Below are 14,911 nucleotides of genomic sequence, written 5' to 3'. Positions count from 1 at the left end.
TGACGCAAGATTTTTCTTGGCTCTCCAGCTGGGATTTTTCCTACTGCACTCCTGCCGCATAAGCGATTGCCTGAGCGGGGGACTTTGTCAGCGGCCACAAGATATGGAAGGTGGCGCCCCGTCGAGGCATCGTTTGCAATGCGATCCCTCCGCCCACGTCGCGCACGATTTCCGCGATGAGCGCGAGCCCCAGCCCTGTACCCTGTCCCCCCTTGGTCGTGAAATATGGCATCCATATCTTTTCCCGAATATCCGCTTCGATACCGGGTCCGGTATCAGAGATGATGAGATGGGCGAAGGGGGCGTCAGGGACCTGCCCCACATCCAGCGTCACGCCCTCTGGCGCTTCGCTGCCCTGTGATAGGGCGAAGCGGATCGTTCCCTTTTCGTGCCCAATGGCATCACGCGCGTTCAGGCCAAGGTTCAAGAGAACCTGTGTGAGACGCAACGGATCGACCAACGTCATCATAGGCTGGTCGGGCAGATCGCTTTCGACGCTCAGAAGCCGCGGCGCACCGAGCGCTGTGAGTTTCGTTGCATTGCGAACGATGTCCACGAAGTCCACTTCTTCGAGGGTCGAAGTCCCGGCAACATAACCCTGCAAGGGTTCCAGAAGGTTCACCATTTGGCGAGCTGCGCGGTGGATTTCGGCTCGGACATCAATGGTCGCTAGGACGGCTGCGTCAGCGGATGCCGGATCGGACAGATGCAAGATCAAAGCCAGCAGGTTCGAAAAATCATGCGTCAAACCAGCAACCAGAAGATTTATGGCTTCCTGTCTTTGAGCCAATTCCACCTTTTCCTGTAGCGCCCGCTGGTCTCTGGCGAGCGCCTTGATCGCCGAGATGTCTCTGCTGACATGCACAATCTTGCCGTCGGGCATTTCCGTCATGCTGAGGGCCTGTTCGAACAGGCTCCCATCAAGACGCGTAGCGATCACCTCGCCCCGCCAATGCTGTTCGGATCGAAGGCTGGGGAAAGCCTCCGCCGCGAGGTCTGCGGCTGCCGATCGATCATAGAGCCGATGCCACGGGTGTCCGAGGAGGTCGGTTTGGTTTTTGGCACGAAACAGACTGAGAAGGGCCGGATTGGCATCAATTATGCACCCCGATCCGTCGGTGATCATGATCGCATCGGCCGACGCCTCGACGGCGGCCGCGCGCAGACCCAACTCGGCTTCGAGCGCTTTGCGTGCGCTGATATCAAGAAGCACACCAGCTATCTGACGCACCCGGCCTTCTGGATCTCGATCTGCGACGCCCCCGCGACCCAGAACCCAGATCCACTGACCGTTCCTGTGACGCATGCGATACTCGATTTCAAACCGATCTGCCGTGCCTGCAATACAGTCATTGAACCCTGACACAGCTTTTTGCACGTCGTCAGGATGTACGAGCGCGCGCCAGTCCTCGAAACCGATTGTGCCCATTGTGTCTGGGTCGTAGCCGAGCATCTCAGCCCAATAAACGTTTGTGGAGCTTTCCCCAGTCACCAAGTCAAGCGACCATAAGCCAACCCTTGAGCCCAGCTCCACTTCTTCGAGTCGGCGCTGCGCCGTCTTCAGACTTGTGATGTCGATCAGAACGTTAACGCGATCCCCGTCTTCTGTCGCCCGGTCCACGACCCGGAACCAGCGGCGGTCGCGCATCCGTATTTCTGTCTCAAAGACTGGATCGCGCCGCTTTCGAAGCCGCTCGGAGAGCCATGCGGTTTGTGCTTCCTCGGACATTTCGAGAGCACCATTCGCAAGGTCCTGTCGCAGGACATCTTCAAACCGCATGCCCGGAACCACGACGACCTCGGACCCTGACCCAATATGCAAGTTGGAGTAGAGTGTGTTGCACAGAACAAGACGATCTTCAGCATCGAAATACGCAACTGGGTCGGGAATAGCCTCGATTGCGTTCGCGAGGCGACGGCGGACCTTGCTGAGCTCTGTACGTGGAGCGAGAGGCCCAGCTTCATAGCTGACGACCAGTTCCTCCAGGCGACCATCATCAGCCTTCCGGACCGAAATCCGGCGCAAATACCCCTCTCCAGCAGGGTCGCCGATACTGCGTGTCTGCACATGGCCGCGCTCCAATGCAGCTCTGCAGTCAAGCGGGAGATCGGGATCGGCTTCAATCAGAGCCTTTGAAGCCTCGACGGGCAGGCCAACGGTATCTGTTGACGGCCGAAACGCTGGGGTGGACTCCGTGTGTGAAACGAACCGCAACTCGAGGTCGCGCGACAAAATCAGGATAAGCACTGCAAACGCCCATTCTTTCAGGTGGTCTTTTCCTGTCCTGTGCAACAATTGAAATTGTCTTTCCACTGACCTGGATGAAAGACAGGAATGTGAATCCTTTTGGGGGAGAATTTAAGTTATTCGATTTACCTAAATCATTTTGCGCTTCCCGAACATGGGCACGTGGCAGACATCACCGGCAGCGCCCCCAACCATTTTCTCAATGGTTATTGCCACCACTCGGGGCGCTGCCACCTCGCGCGGTAATCCGCCGCGCTGCACGATCCCTATAACACCTTCCCTGTTCCGTCTTCGCAGCTATTTGTTCAGCCTGCTGCCGTGGCGCGCAAATCGCGCCCGCAGCGCGCCGCCGCCTCCGCGGTCTCTCAAAGCTTGCGATGTTGGCGGCGGCGCTTGGACTTCCCCGCCATCAACCCGGGTCCCATCATGTCCCCCTGGCACCGCCGCCTCGCGCTTAGGTGCCCGCTCCACCCCCTCGGGAATGCGCTGCACATTCATCGTGTAGCCGATGGCTGCGCAGAGCGCCTCGCAGTCGAGATAGTGGTTGTGACGCGACCGTTTCACCCAGACCGGCTTGCCCTCGATCACCACCCTGGCCTCCGAGGTCAGCTGCTTGCAATACTCCTCCGTGATCGCCTCATGCACATGAAACGCCCCCGGCTGATCCGCCGGTGTGCGGATGCGCGACATCACCAGCGACTTGAAGAAGTCGGTCGACAGCGTCACCAGATCGATCGAATAGAGCGCCTTTTTCCCGTCCGGCTTCACCTCGATCTTCGACACCCGGTAGGGCGGGCTCTGCTGATCCCGCCCCTTGGTGGGCGAACAGAGCCAGCTGTAGCGGCGGCAGAATTCGTAGACCTTGTGCTCATTGCCCAGCTCTGGCTTGTCGGGCCGGAAGCCTGAGTCGATGAACACCTTCTCGATCTGCAGCCCACCAAGCTGTGTCAGCATCAGATCGGCCAGACCCGACCAGACGTCATCGTCCTCCGTCGGACCGTAGAGCTGGCCATTGTCGATCAACCACGATGTCCCCCGCGCGCCAAAGGCCCGGATCACATAGACGAGGCTGAACTTCTGCACATCGACACCCATCACGAGCCGCAGCCCACCCGCGGGCACATCCCCGGGCCGGTAGGGCTGCCGCCGCTCCAGGATCTCCTGCCAGTCCGGCACATCCCCCGAGGCTGTCATGGCATGGCATTCGCCAAAGCCTGCGTTCATCGCCGTCTGGATGCGACCATGATCGCCGGAGTGCAGCGCCGTGAGATAGGTCTCCGCCCGCTGGCCCCAGGTCACGAAGGGTGAGCAGAGCCCAGAGGTCCACATCGACAGCGTGGCGCTGTCTGCCGGCGCGCCCGTGACATGCGCCGCGTCATCCTTGAGCGCCACCTGCTGGCCGGGTGCGACCATCGCGCCCCGGGCATTCATCCAGACCTTGTCGGTCTCCACATGCTGCGCGCCGCAGCGCGGACATTCCAGCGTTGCGGCCTGCTTGGCCTGCGCGGGGCTGGCCGTCTTCGGCCAGCGCAGCTGCTTGAAGCGCGGGATGAAGTAGTCCGCGCAGGACCGGCAGGGCCAGGCCCAATGGTGCCGCGTGCCCTCCTGCCAGAGCTTCCAGATCGGGCTTTCCAGATCCTCCGGGCTGGACCGCGCCCAGAACTCCAGACCGCTGGCGTCATCCGGCTCGATTTCCACAAGGCCGCGCGCCGGTGTGCTGGTGATCGCGGTGACAAAATCGGCGTAGGTCTCGCCCCGCGCCTCCACCAGACCCAGCACATCCCCTTGGCCTTTCACATTGGCCATCATCTCGTCGTATTCATCGATCAGCGCCAGCGCCGCCGGGTCGGACTTCAGCGCCGTGGACGAGCCCGCATGCGCAAGGCGCAGCCGCACACCGGCCACATGCTTCAGCGTCTTCTTCATCCGCCGGCCGCGCACCACCTTGCCCGCCAGCGTCTCCGCCTCATCCAGCAGGCTCATCAGCCGTGGCTCGAACTGGTCGGTCAGGAACTCTTTCGTCGGCCCGACATAGAGGATCGGTGCTGGCTTCTGATCGAGCCGCGCCCCGATGATGTCCAGCATGCTGTCGGTCTTGCCCGACTGCGCCGAGGTCACCGCCACCACCCGGCGGTAGCCGCCGCGATGAACCGCCGAGGACCACGGGATCATGTAGGGCGTCAGTCCCGGGTCCCGCGGTCCGGGAATGCCGGCCGTCTCGGGATACACCCGGTGGGCTGCCGCCCAGGCCGCAGGGTCACGCTTCTCGCTCGGCCTCCAGATCGCCGCGACCAGCGCCCAGAGCTGCGCCCGCTTTGTCCGCGCCACCGGCAATGCGCTGGAGGGAACCATCAATCACCTCTTCAAGCACCCGTCGCGCCTCCATGTCGCGCGTGTAGCGCGCTGCCAATCCCGCAAGTTCGGCGCGGACAAGGGCGGCCATTTCGCCAATGACCGCTCGGGCATCCTCCATGGCGATCAACTCGCGACTGCGTTCCTGAATGCGCAGTTCGATCTCACGGGTGCGCGCCTCCGAGGCGCGTGTGGCGGCCGCGGCTTTGTTGTTCTTGGTGATCTGGTCTTCGTAATAGGCCAAGGCACCGCGGATGACGGCCACCAGCGTGTATTCGCCGCGATTGGCGCGCTCGATATATCCGGCCTTGACCAAGCCCTGCACCCAGCGGTCGGAGCGCCCCAGCAAGGCCGCCGCTTGGGAGACGGTGATGGTCTGGCCGCGGGGGCGGGACGTGGACATGGGTCAAATCCTTCGGCAGACACGCATGTTAAATCGCATGACATGAGGGCGGCCGCGCCACAGCTCGTGACGCGGCCTGTGGCGCAGGGCGCCAATCGTGAGTGTCAGATGTCGGTTTCTGCCAGAATGGCGTAATGGGTGACCCAGCCATCGAGATGGGGCAGGCCTTCGGGGATGCCGTGGCTAGCCTCGGTCTGGGCGGAGATGCCCCGGCGCTGCCATTTGTCGATCGTGGCCTCGAGGGCGGCCTTGGTGTTGGTCTCGCCAGAGCGCAGGGCGTCGATGACCTCATCGGCAAAGTGACGTCCCATCTTGCTGTCGAGGAAGTCGCGGATGCCGATCATCTCGGCTTCGCCGTGGGCATTGATCGCCTCGGCAATGAGGGTGCTGGCAAGTGTCCAGAAGGTAGCGCTGGTGCAGTCGCGCAGCGGGCAGGTCGTGACGGTGCCGTAAAACCCATAGGCGGTGTTCTGGCTGGGCAGAATGGTGCGGTTGGTCATATGGGCGTCTCCCTGTGTTCATAGCGCGCGCAATGCGGGCCTTCTACGGACCCAAGCCCGGACCAGCCGGGCAGGGGGGCGTCATTACAGCGGGATTAATCGATCCAGAATTGAGTGGGGCTGATGGCGTAAAGGCGCAGCCTGTCGTCGTTAACCTCGATCCAGTATTCATGCGTGGTATGCCCCGGACCGAAAGGGCAGGCGGGTAGTGACGTGCCTTTGTACTTTGTCCGATAGAAGGTTTTGCCTTCCGCAGTGATCGTGTCCGGCATGTGAGCGGCGGGCGTGTCGATGGTGTTGGTCATGGCCTTCTCCCGTTGGTGACCTGCGCGTGGCGCGATCAGGACCACGCAAACTCGATGCTCTTGAAGTCCTGTTTCTCGAACCCGTCGGCCTCAAAGGCGTCAAAGATGTCCTGCGGGGTCCGGTTGGTGTCGAAGTAGAACCCGCCCAGCAGGTGTTTTGCGGTTTTGGCCTCGGTTTCGAGAAGGATGCAGCCAAGAGCGCGGTCGACGCTGTCCGTGGCGGCGCGCGGGTCTGCAAAGCGGATGGTGACTTCCATGACGGTGTCTCCTGTTTCTGACAGCCGCGTGCATCGCGGGCCTTCTACCGCCGCGAGCCCGGAGGGTCCGGGCTGTTGGGGGCGCGCCGCGGGTCAGGCGGCCGTGTGGGTCTGGATGCAGATCTCAGCGAGGTAGTCCCGCAGGGGGGTGTTCACCGTGAGTTCGGCGAGCATCTCCGTGATCGGCATGTCCGCCTTCTTGGCGAAGACCTCGACGGCGGTGGGCAGAACGATGAGCGCCTCGGGTGGCATGCGCATCTGCGCCGCGATGGGGGCGAGGGCTTCAGGTGTCAGCGTCATGTCAGGTCCTCCAAGTTTGGGAGCCGTTTCCGGCGAAGGACCAACAAGTTCGCTCTGTTGAGCCCGATAGTGTAGCGAATTCAGCCTCATATGATTGCTGTTTTGTGCGGGCGATTGTTCGATCAGAGCACATCGAACCAGCGCATGGCGGTTTGAAGCAGGTGATCGTAATCGCCTGCGGTGGCCTCGGTGACGAAGGCGTTGATCTCGCTGTCCCGCAACCCGGCCTCGCGGGCCGCTTTGCGGCAGCGCCCGAGGACGGCAAAGGCGTTGCCATCCTCGCCGGTGAGCGGAACGGTGATGTGCGGATGTTTGGGGGTCATGGTGATGTCAGCCTTTCCAAGGGTGTGATTGGTCTGTGCGCCTGTCATGGGCGAGCGGTCTGCGGCACCAACCGCAGCCATGTTGCGCGGCCATTGCCTTGCACAAGCCAGTATCCTTCGCCGGTCTCGTCCCGGGTCAGCCAGCCTTTGGGGATGGCGCCGAGCGCGTCGCCAATCGGGTATCCGCGCAGCCAGACAACGTTGCCGGCAGCGTTGTTGTTGACCCTGTCAGGCCCCTCGTTGCGCGTGCGCAGCTCGAGCAGGGCGCCCTCGGCACAGATCACGTCGCCGATCTGCAGCGCGTGTGTGGTCACGCTCTCGTAGGTGTCGCCCTCAATTATTACGGTGTTCGGTGTGTGGGTGGTCACGTCGGTGCCCTCCGTTGGGGTGGCCCCGCGACAGCGTGGCCTTCTACCTCCGCAAGCCCGGACGAGCCGGGCTGTTGGTGGACCCGGAGGCCCGGTTACAGCGCGTCTTACTGCGCTTCGTTTTTCCACATCGGGCTGTGGCCGCGGTCCTTCGCATGGGCGATGGCCGCCTCCACTGTCTCGAAGCTGGGGGCTTTCCACATCATGGGGTCGTTGGTTTCAGGGTCGCTGAATGCCCTCTGCCCCAGGATGGCAGCGCGGTCTGCGGGGACCTGTTCGCAGATGTCTGTGGGGATCGGCCCGACAAAGCCAAAGCGACCGGACGGGAATTGAATGATGTGCAGGCTGACCTGTGTGCCAGTGATGCCAAGCATGGGTATCTCCTCGCTGTTGCGTCGCGCCGCGCAGATCGCGCCGCTGCTACTGCCGCAAGCCCGGAGGTGCCGGGCCGACGCGGAGGAGGGGATGCCGTCAAAGGCTGTTTCGGCACACAGAATTGATCGTTTCGCAGTGTCTATCCACGATAATCGGGGGCAGAAGATGGCTTTCTCTCCGACCACTTTGTCATGATCTTACCTGGGGTCGTCGTCGGCTTCGCTGTCGGTTTTTTCATTGGTACTGGCCGCCGCGCCAGACCTTGCCCCGAACGCCTGTCCGGTGCTTTCCAACACGGCGACCTCTCCGGTGAAGTCCTGCCAGCGTGTGACGGCGACATCGATATAGGCCGGGTTCAATTCGAGACCCAAACAGACCCGTCCGGTCATCTCCGCGGCAATCAGCGTAGTGCCTGATCCCATGAAGGGCTCGTAGACGGCCTGACCCGGGCTCGAGTTGTTCTCGATCGGTCGACGCATGCAGGCCACCGGCTTCTGGGTGCCGTGGATGGTGCTGGCATCCTGATCCTTGCTGGAGATGTGCCACAGGGTTGTCTGCTTGCGATCCCCCGCCCAATGACCCTTGCCGGAGGTGCGGACCGCGTACCAGCACGGCTCGTGCTGCCAGTGATAATCGCCGCGGCTGAGCACAAGCCGCTCCTTGGCCCAGATGATCTGGGAGCGGATCGCAAACCCGCAGGCCTCAAGGCTCTCGGCCACGGTTGCGGCGTGCAAGGCGCCGTGCCAGACATAGGCCACATCCCCGGGAAAGAGCGCCCAGGCCTCGCGCCAATCGGCCCGGTCGTCATTCAGCACCTTGCCCGTCCGCTTGGTCTTGGCAGCACCTGCGGTATTCCGCCAACCGGGATCATACGCCACCCCGTAGGGCGGATCGGTGCACATGAGCAGAGGTTTGACGCCTCGCAGCAGCTTTTCGACATCCGTCGGTACAGTGCTGTCACCGCAGAGCAGGCGATGTGCGCCGAGGATCCACACATCGCCCGGCCGTGTCACAGGAGTTTCGGGCACGTCCGGTACATCGTCCGGATCGGTCAAGCCGCCTGTGGTCTCCACTAAGGCGTCTGGCAGCATCTCTGCCAGGTCGTCCGCGCTGAAGCCGATCATCCCGAAATCCTCGATCCCGAACTCCGACCGCAGGTCCTCGATCTCCAGGCGCAGCATCTCCGGGTCCCACTCGGCGATCTCGGCCAACCGGTTGTCCGCCAGCGTGTAGAGCCGTCGGTCTTCTTCCGTCCAGCCACGGGCCACCATCACCGGAACTTCGTCCAGTCCCAGCTGTGCCGCCGCCATCAGTCGCCCGTGACCCGCGATGATCGTGCCATCCTCCGCCACCAGCATCGGGATGGTGAACCCGAACCGTTGCATGGACGCTGCGATCTGGTCGATCTGGTCCGCCGGGTGCTGCCGCGCATTACGTGCATAGGGCACGAGATCGGCGACCTGCCACATCTCGACCTGCGCCGCGGGCCAGGCCCGGGCGGTGTGTTCTGCATCAGCTGTCATCTGAGACCTGCTCTTTGGGTGCGAAAGGTGTGCCGGCGAACCGAAACGGGGCCGGAGTTGGGTTAATCAATCTGGGGTAGTGCTACGCCAAACCTGCGACTGATCAAGCGGGTATTCGATGCCAAAAACAGGCTGTTTTGCAGCGCCGGCTGTTCGCTAAACCGACGCCTAAGTCGTTGAAATCATTCGGTCAGACCTCCTCTGAACCGAACAAGATCGCGGTTTCAATTTGCGAACCCAGCGGGGGGCATTTCGGTAATTCGAGACCTAAACCATTGAAATCCTTGCATCGGACCCCCTTTGAAACGAAGCGAAATGGATTTTTCAAAAAATAAAAAACACGAAAATCCCGCGAGGCGGCGGCCCCGCATGAGATCAATCCCCCGGAAGGGACCCAAGGGGTGGGGGGCTGGAGGCCGCGGCTGGCCGACGCCGCGCCGGGTCGGGCGGGGCTAGTGAAATTGCCAACCGGACGGATGTCGGTGATCGGGAGCTGTGCGTTCATGTTCGAGGGTGCTTCCGGTGGAGCGACGCCTCGGAAGTTAACAGGGCGTGTTTCGTATGGAATTTTAGTCGGCTTTGGTGGCGTTTTGCGCTTTTTTACCCCGGAGTTCCCTAAGTAAGTTAAACACCAAAAGGGCATCAGATATCTGATAAAAACCACTGGGCCGCTTGATCGCGGTTCTTTTGCGCGATCTATGCTCCTTGAAGATAACCGTTCCCAGCGCACCCGGTTCAATCCGGAGAACGTTCATCTCCTCAACCGGATAGATGTCCAGACTTTTCTTCCACAAGCCTGAAGTCGCGATGTAAGCATTTTTGCTTGTCAACGTGTACCACGTTCTTCGGCGTCGGTAGGCGTCGATAAGGATGTGACCACCTGCCATTTGCAGTCCGAATAGAAGAAATGGCAGCGCGAAAAGCGGAAAAAGATATGCGAGGATTGGCGCGCCCGGCCGAGCGACTGCCACTAAGGTACCGCCCATCCAGGTCAGGGAGAAAAAGGATATTGCGATCCCAAAGATCGTCAAAAAGCTTAGGGCATCAGAAAAGATGATTTGACCACCAGGCTTGCCGCTCCAGAGGATTTCCTCATCGGGTTCCAGAAAGTTGTCCCAGGCCAGATCAACGGTCATCTGATAGTCTCCTGCTCATCGCGGGTTTAGTCACACGTCACAGGTTGGAAAGCCCGTGACGCGTTACAATCTATGATAGCCGAGTTATGTACAAGATATTGAAGTCGACACGAAAGAACGCCCCGACTGAGGTCGGGGCGTTCTTTGATTAAATCATTGCTTCGATCACTCTGCGGGCACTTCTACCGACTGTCGCTCTCCGACAAGGCTGTCCGGCAGGACGAAGGCCACCAATACGAAAACGGCGCCGAGAACGATGCCCAGAAGGTCACCTGACATCGCCATTAGGCCATCATATGACGCTCCCGGCACCGAGCCCAGGGTCACCTTGCCGCCTGCAAAATCGTCGAGAAGGCCAGACGCCTTCCACGCTGGATAGGTCGCCATATACGCCGCTGCCCCGAGCAAACCGCCCGCGATGAAAAAGAGTGCGTCCTTGCGCCCTGAGGCCGCTGCGCAGACACCGGTGCCGGGGCAATATCCCGACGCCGCCCAGCCTGCGCCAAGCATCAAACCGCCAATGAAGACGCCGACATAAGCCGCCTTGACCGACATGTGGCCGACATCGACGAGACTAAGCATCTGGCCGCCGAACATCATGATTGACCCCGTACCGATAGCCAGAAGAATGGTCTTCATAAGGTGCAGCCGCCGCAATGTCAGCATGCCGCCGATCCAGTTGGGGTTGGTGGCTCCGATCCGGTCCAGGACCGCCCCGAAGGCCGCACCGATCACGATTGCAAGAAGAATGGAGGTCATGTCTCAGCCCTTTTTGTACATCAGCATGGCGGTGGGAATGGCGGCGGCAAACGCGCCAGCGGCAAAGATATAGCCCGACAGCGCGGTCTGCATCATCCCGGACATCATGTGCCCCGACGTGCAGCCCCCCGCCAATCGCGCGCCATAGAGCACGATGAACCCGCCCAGAAAGGCCACCGCATAACGCGCTACCGGCGTGTCACCGAAATTGGCGCGCCAGATCTCGGGAGCGGCCCGTTCCGCGGCGTCGATGCCGCCTCGAAGGCGTGCGGACAGGAAGGCACCAAGAGCCATCGCGAGGACAAACACAAAGCTATAGTTCAGCGGGTTGGCCGCGTTGCCTGCATATTTCCCACCTGACTTCGCCATATAGGCGTTGGTCGAGGTGTAAGCCTCGTCGGTCTTGGTTATGAAATCTGGGGATACCATGTCTGCAACGACACCGTTCAAGATCACGAATTGCGTAGATACCCCGATGGGCTTGACCAGCAGCACGGCGGCGAAAAACACCAGCCCGAGCAGCAGCCCCCCGAGTTTCCAATTGAGTACCATCTTTTGAGCTCCTTCATATTCTCGATTCAGAATATCAAGGGAGTGCATACGATGACTTGACCTATATCAAGGGTATTCGACAATCTTGACCAACCATAAGAATTCGCCTTGGACGTGTATTATTTGAGGTTTTTTGACACCTGACTGAACTGGTCGGTTGATCGTAAGGTCGTGAAAGCGAGACCTCAAAATGCCCGTCAGCCGAAGGGCTCAAGCAGCATTCGGAGCCGTCTTGTGGCTTCTGCCAGCACGTTTGGCTGCGCGGCCTCGAATGCCGCGCGTGTGGCGTCCTGGACCATCTCCTTCGGGATGGATGGGCCGAACATCTTCTTGATCGGGAACCTGGCCTTGCCCTCACGGACAAAGGCGTTGTTGCCGAGGGAGCCGACGAGGAATGCGCTCTCAAATCGCTGCCACCGGCCCCAGGGTTTGCCGCGGACGCCGTAACCGAACTGCCTTGGGCTGAAATACGACAAGCCCACGGCATCACTTGTTCTGGTCTATTGCATTATCGCGTAGACGGAACCATTTCGCGCTCGCCATCCGCGGTTGTTGTCATCTCAAGTATGGTCATGGGATCCGAATTCAGATTGATCAGGATACGATCGCCGTTACCGATCGTGATCACTTCAAGAACCCTGTCGGTCTCGCGGCTGGGCGTGGGGACAGGACTTGGCTGCGGGCTTGGGATAAGCTCCGGTTCTTTCTGCGGACCTTGATCATGTTCTGGCGTCGGTGCAGGTTCTGGCACTGGGCTAAAGGGCAGCTCTGGCAGTGGTTCAGGCGGATTTCGAGAAACTGTCCGCGTTTCAGCATCGCTGCCGGCAGATTGGGTGACATACACGTCCCATTCCATGGGCCTTCCATCAATTTCGAAACGGACGACGTTGTGTCCTGGGCGCGCATCAACGATTAGTTGAACCAGTTCCGCGTCGCCGATCTCGGCACTCGAGACCGGCTCGCCATCGACCAGAACGTAAGCCCGGCCAGGTGCTCTGTCCGAGCCATCAATGGCGATAATCTGGATCAAGCTTGGCGTCGTAAGTTTGACGAGAATGCAGTCTGAAAAAACCGGGCCGCCTGTAGCTCGGTGGACATTGGAGAACTGGATGTCATCAACAGAGCTCGCTTGTTTTGGCTCGCCGTGATGGGCGCTCATCGTGCAAAATCTGGAAGTCTCGTTGGCAGCGTAGTCGAGAGACGATTGACAGCCCGCCAACCCCAAGAAAACAAAGACGACCGCACCGAACCTATAGGGTTTCATTCGCTGGCACCTTTGTGATTTCCGGTGTTATTTTATGATCTTACGGCCCAGCGCGCATGTAATGCAATATGTCCCGGTCAACGGAAAGGGGTTTGGGCAACTCCTGTGTTATTGTGATCGTTCAGAAAGCTAGACAGCCGCTCCACTTGGGCATGCAGCATCAACGCGCCCCGATTGCAGAGTTTCGAACGCTGCAATCACCTGCCGGAACGCTTCTCACTCGTAGCCCGCCATGGCTTTCTCCATGTGAGCGACAAAACGTGCCTGCTTGGCTTGCGTCTCTGTTTTGAACCACTCGGTACGCGTTTCACCTGGCTCGTCGACGTTGCCCCAATGGTGGACCAAAGACCAATCTCCGAAAAGACCAGGAATAATTTCCAAGCGGTAAAACTTCGCGGCGCGACCAGTTCTGTTGTACCAAGTCAGGTCAATCATACGCACCACAACTGGATTAGGGAGGACAGGCTATCTCGTTTACAGCCACGGCCCTTTTCTCTGCAAGTCTTGCCGAGGTGTAAATATAGAAGCCACGCTGCATCGCAGTGACACTGAGTGAATTTAATTACGAGTTTTTGTATATTTTTATATCAAAAAAATATTATGGCTTTCGCAAGATAACCAAGGAGGCCAAAGAACGTCATTCCGAAAATATTGTAATACAAGTCGTGGCCTGCAAAACGCTCTATTGTGAATGCAACAAAAGCCCAGATGATCAAGCCTAAACCGACAAAGAAGCTCGCAATTACGATATCAACCATGTGCTCAGTCCCAAAATCGATGACCCAATAGGCCTATTTCACCTCGCTGAATAAGATCCCACAAAGGTATTCAAAATTCAAGGCCTTCACGGTCGGTGCGCAGTTCGTCAAAACTTTGGTCGTCGTTGACTGACAAAAGAGACAGAGCCCAAGGCATTGCCTGGGCTCCAAGCATAAATTGCTCCCACGCCGACTGACTCCAGTACAAGTTGTTTTTGGTTTGTTCACCCAGAATTTGACAGCCCAGTGCTCACGCTGATCAGACTTTCGACGTTACCAGCAATCCGATCTGTCGTGTGGCCTCGGCCAGCACGTTTGGCTGCGCGGCCTCGAAGGCGGCGAGTGTGGCGTCCTGTACCATCTCCTTCGGGATGGATGGGCCGAACATCTTCTTTATCGGGAACCTGGCCTTGCCCTCACGGACAAAGGCATTGTTGCCGAGGGAGCCGACGAGGAACGCGCTCTCAAAGCGCTGCCACCGGCCCCAGGGCTTGGCGCGGACCCCGTAGCCGAACTGCCGTGGGCTGAAATGCGACAGACCGAGGTAATCCCCACGCGCCTCGATCGTGTAGGTCAGGTTTGCAAAGGTTGACCGGATCGTGCGTGTCTCGCGGTTGATCAGCGCGGCTTTTGCGCCGGTCTGCTTGCGCAGGGCACGGTGCACTTGCGTGCGGACCTTGTTGCCCTCGGAGTTGAGCGCGCGGTTAAAGGCGCGCGTGGCTGCCTGTTCGCCCACCCGGTGGATCGCCGCTTCGAAATGCACACGGGTCTGGTCGAGATCGCGCAGGATCACGTTCATGGGCCACCTTTATCGAGTTGATTGTCATCGGTGTCAGAGCGACACCAGTCATGCTGCATCGCGCCAGGCCCGCCCAACTGCGGGCTCCATCCGGTAGAAGGCGGCGCGCGACGCGCTGTCCCTCACGACCGGAGGACACGATGCTGAAACTCACCGATACCCAAAACCTGATCCTCAGTCGCGCGGCGACACGCCCGGGCAATCTGGCCATGCCGCTGCCCGAGGGTCTGCATGGCGCTGCCGCCAAGAAGGTGGTCACGATGATGACTGACCGCGGCTGGATTGAGGAGGTCGATGCAGACCTGCGCAAGGGCGAGCTGCTCTGGCGCGAGACAGGCGATGGTCATGGCACCACCTTGGTAGCCACCGCGTCCGGACTTGAAGCCATCGGCATTGAGCCCCTTGTGGCGCAGGTTACCGCAGCCGTTCGAAAAGCCCGCACGCAGAAGGTCGCGCCCGGCTCGTCTGACACTCCCGCCCAGCGCGCCGGCACCAAGCAGGCTCAGGTGATCGAGATGCTGCAACGCCCCGACGGCGCGTCCCTCAAGGAGATCGTTGCGGCCACGGCGTGGTTGCCGCACACGGCGCGTGCGGTGATTTCGTCCGCTCTGAAGAAACGTCTTGGTCTCCCAGTCACATCGCAGAAAGAACAGGGCAGGGGAACCGTGTACAGGTTGCCGCCTGCGTGA

At 60.1% G+C, this 14,911-nt stretch carries 20 protein-coding genes; 1 reads left to right on the top strand and 19 read right to left on the bottom strand.

Going from position 1 to position 14,911, the window contains the following annotated elements; all coding sequences use genetic code 11:
• Window positions 1-40: 40 nt before the first annotated feature.
• The 19 genes from IEV82_RS20190 to IEV82_RS20100 all read right to left on the bottom strand — a co-directional run bounded on the left by IEV82_RS20190 (window position 41) and on the right by IEV82_RS20100 (window position 14,222).
• Window positions 41-2,296: a PAS domain-containing sensor histidine kinase gene (locus tag IEV82_RS20190; protein ID WP_229747936.1), complete on the bottom strand. Its 2,256-nt coding sequence runs from the start codon at window positions 2,294-2,296 to the stop codon at window positions 41-43.
• A 249-nt stretch (window positions 2,297-2,545) separates the two neighbouring features.
• A complete protein-coding gene (locus tag IEV82_RS20185; protein WP_188483888.1) occupies window positions 2,546-4,600 on the bottom strand; it encodes a terminase gpA endonuclease subunit in 2,055 nt (684 codons plus the stop codon).
• Window positions 4,506-5,003 (bottom strand): hypothetical protein, encoded by a 498-nt coding sequence (locus IEV82_RS20180; RefSeq protein ID WP_188483887.1) that lies wholly within the window; start codon window positions 5,001-5,003, stop codon window positions 4,506-4,508. Before IEV82_RS20180 ends, IEV82_RS20185 begins: the two co-directional genes overlap by 95 nt.
• Before the next feature lie 104 nt (window positions 5,004-5,107).
• The gene (locus tag IEV82_RS20175; protein ID WP_188483886.1) at window positions 5,108-5,503 is read right to left on the bottom strand and encodes a hypothetical protein; all 396 of its coding nucleotides are present in this window, start codon (window positions 5,501-5,503) and stop codon (window positions 5,108-5,110) included.
• Between the two features lie 95 nt (window positions 5,504-5,598).
• A complete protein-coding gene (locus tag IEV82_RS20170) occupies window positions 5,599-5,808 on the bottom strand; it encodes a hypothetical protein (protein ID WP_188483885.1) in 210 nt (69 codons plus the stop codon).
• A 35-nt stretch (window positions 5,809-5,843) separates the two neighbouring features.
• The gene (locus IEV82_RS20165) at window positions 5,844-6,065 is read right to left on the bottom strand and encodes a hypothetical protein (protein ID WP_188483884.1); all 222 of its coding nucleotides are present in this window, start codon (window positions 6,063-6,065) and stop codon (window positions 5,844-5,846) included.
• 93 nt (window positions 6,066-6,158) lie between these two features.
• On the bottom strand, window positions 6,159-6,365 hold the full coding sequence (locus tag IEV82_RS20160; RefSeq protein ID WP_188483883.1) for a hypothetical protein: 207 nt from the start codon (window positions 6,363-6,365) through the stop codon (window positions 6,159-6,161).
• A 122-nt stretch (window positions 6,366-6,487) separates the two neighbouring features.
• Complete coding sequence (locus IEV82_RS20155) at window positions 6,488-6,688, bottom strand: hypothetical protein (RefSeq protein WP_188483882.1); 201 nt, start codon at window positions 6,686-6,688, stop codon at window positions 6,488-6,490.
• Between the two features lie 44 nt (window positions 6,689-6,732).
• Window positions 6,733-7,056 carry a hypothetical protein gene (locus IEV82_RS20150; protein WP_188483881.1) on the bottom strand — a complete coding sequence of 108 codons (324 nt, stop codon included), beginning with the start codon at window positions 7,054-7,056 and terminating at the stop codon, window positions 6,733-6,735.
• A 107-nt stretch (window positions 7,057-7,163) separates the two neighbouring features.
• The gene (locus IEV82_RS20145; protein WP_188483880.1) at window positions 7,164-7,430 is read right to left on the bottom strand and encodes a hypothetical protein; all 267 of its coding nucleotides are present in this window, start codon (window positions 7,428-7,430) and stop codon (window positions 7,164-7,166) included.
• 198 nt (window positions 7,431-7,628) lie between these two features.
• Window positions 7,629-8,954, bottom strand: coding sequence for a site-specific DNA-methyltransferase (locus tag IEV82_RS20140; protein ID WP_188483879.1), 1,326 nt, complete (start codon window positions 8,952-8,954; stop codon window positions 7,629-7,631).
• Window positions 8,955-9,523: 569 nt separating this feature from the next.
• Window positions 9,524-10,090 (bottom strand): hypothetical protein, encoded by a 567-nt coding sequence (locus IEV82_RS20135; protein ID WP_188483878.1) that lies wholly within the window; start codon window positions 10,088-10,090, stop codon window positions 9,524-9,526.
• A 165-nt stretch (window positions 10,091-10,255) separates the two neighbouring features.
• Window positions 10,256-10,849: a YeeE/YedE thiosulfate transporter family protein gene (locus IEV82_RS20130; protein WP_188483877.1), complete on the bottom strand. Its 594-nt coding sequence runs from the start codon at window positions 10,847-10,849 to the stop codon at window positions 10,256-10,258.
• Window positions 10,850-10,852: 3 nt separating this feature from the next.
• The gene (locus tag IEV82_RS20125) at window positions 10,853-11,401 is read right to left on the bottom strand and encodes a YeeE/YedE thiosulfate transporter family protein (RefSeq protein WP_188483876.1); all 549 of its coding nucleotides are present in this window, start codon (window positions 11,399-11,401) and stop codon (window positions 10,853-10,855) included.
• 197 nt (window positions 11,402-11,598) lie between these two features.
• On the bottom strand, window positions 11,599-11,877 hold the full coding sequence (locus tag IEV82_RS20120) for a hypothetical protein (RefSeq protein WP_188483875.1): 279 nt from the start codon (window positions 11,875-11,877) through the stop codon (window positions 11,599-11,601).
• A gap of 32 nt (window positions 11,878-11,909) precedes the next feature.
• Window positions 11,910-12,665 carry a hypothetical protein gene (locus IEV82_RS20115; RefSeq protein WP_188483874.1) on the bottom strand — a complete coding sequence of 252 codons (756 nt, stop codon included), beginning with the start codon at window positions 12,663-12,665 and terminating at the stop codon, window positions 11,910-11,912.
• Window positions 12,666-12,881: 216 nt separating this feature from the next.
• Window positions 12,882-13,100, bottom strand: a complete 219-nt coding sequence (locus tag IEV82_RS20110) for a WGR domain-containing protein (RefSeq protein ID WP_188483873.1) — start codon at window positions 13,098-13,100, stop codon at window positions 12,882-12,884.
• A 152-nt stretch (window positions 13,101-13,252) separates the two neighbouring features.
• The gene (locus tag IEV82_RS20105) at window positions 13,253-13,423 is read right to left on the bottom strand and encodes a hypothetical protein (protein WP_188483872.1); all 171 of its coding nucleotides are present in this window, start codon (window positions 13,421-13,423) and stop codon (window positions 13,253-13,255) included.
• 259 nt (window positions 13,424-13,682) lie between these two features.
• Window positions 13,683-14,222, bottom strand: coding sequence for a hypothetical protein (locus tag IEV82_RS20100; RefSeq protein WP_188483871.1), 540 nt, complete (start codon window positions 14,220-14,222; stop codon window positions 13,683-13,685).
• A 140-nt stretch (window positions 14,223-14,362) separates the two neighbouring features.
• Between IEV82_RS20100 and IEV82_RS20095 the strand changes: the two genes are divergently transcribed.
• On the top strand, window positions 14,363-14,911 hold the full coding sequence (locus tag IEV82_RS20095) for a DUF3489 domain-containing protein (protein WP_188483870.1): 549 nt from the start codon (window positions 14,363-14,365) through the stop codon (window positions 14,909-14,911).

This window comes from Marivita lacus (assembly GCF_014637725.1).
Classification (GTDB): domain Bacteria; phylum Pseudomonadota; class Alphaproteobacteria; order Rhodobacterales; family Rhodobacteraceae; genus Marivita; species Marivita lacus.
This window is presented reverse-complemented; position numbering and strand designations above follow the sequence as displayed.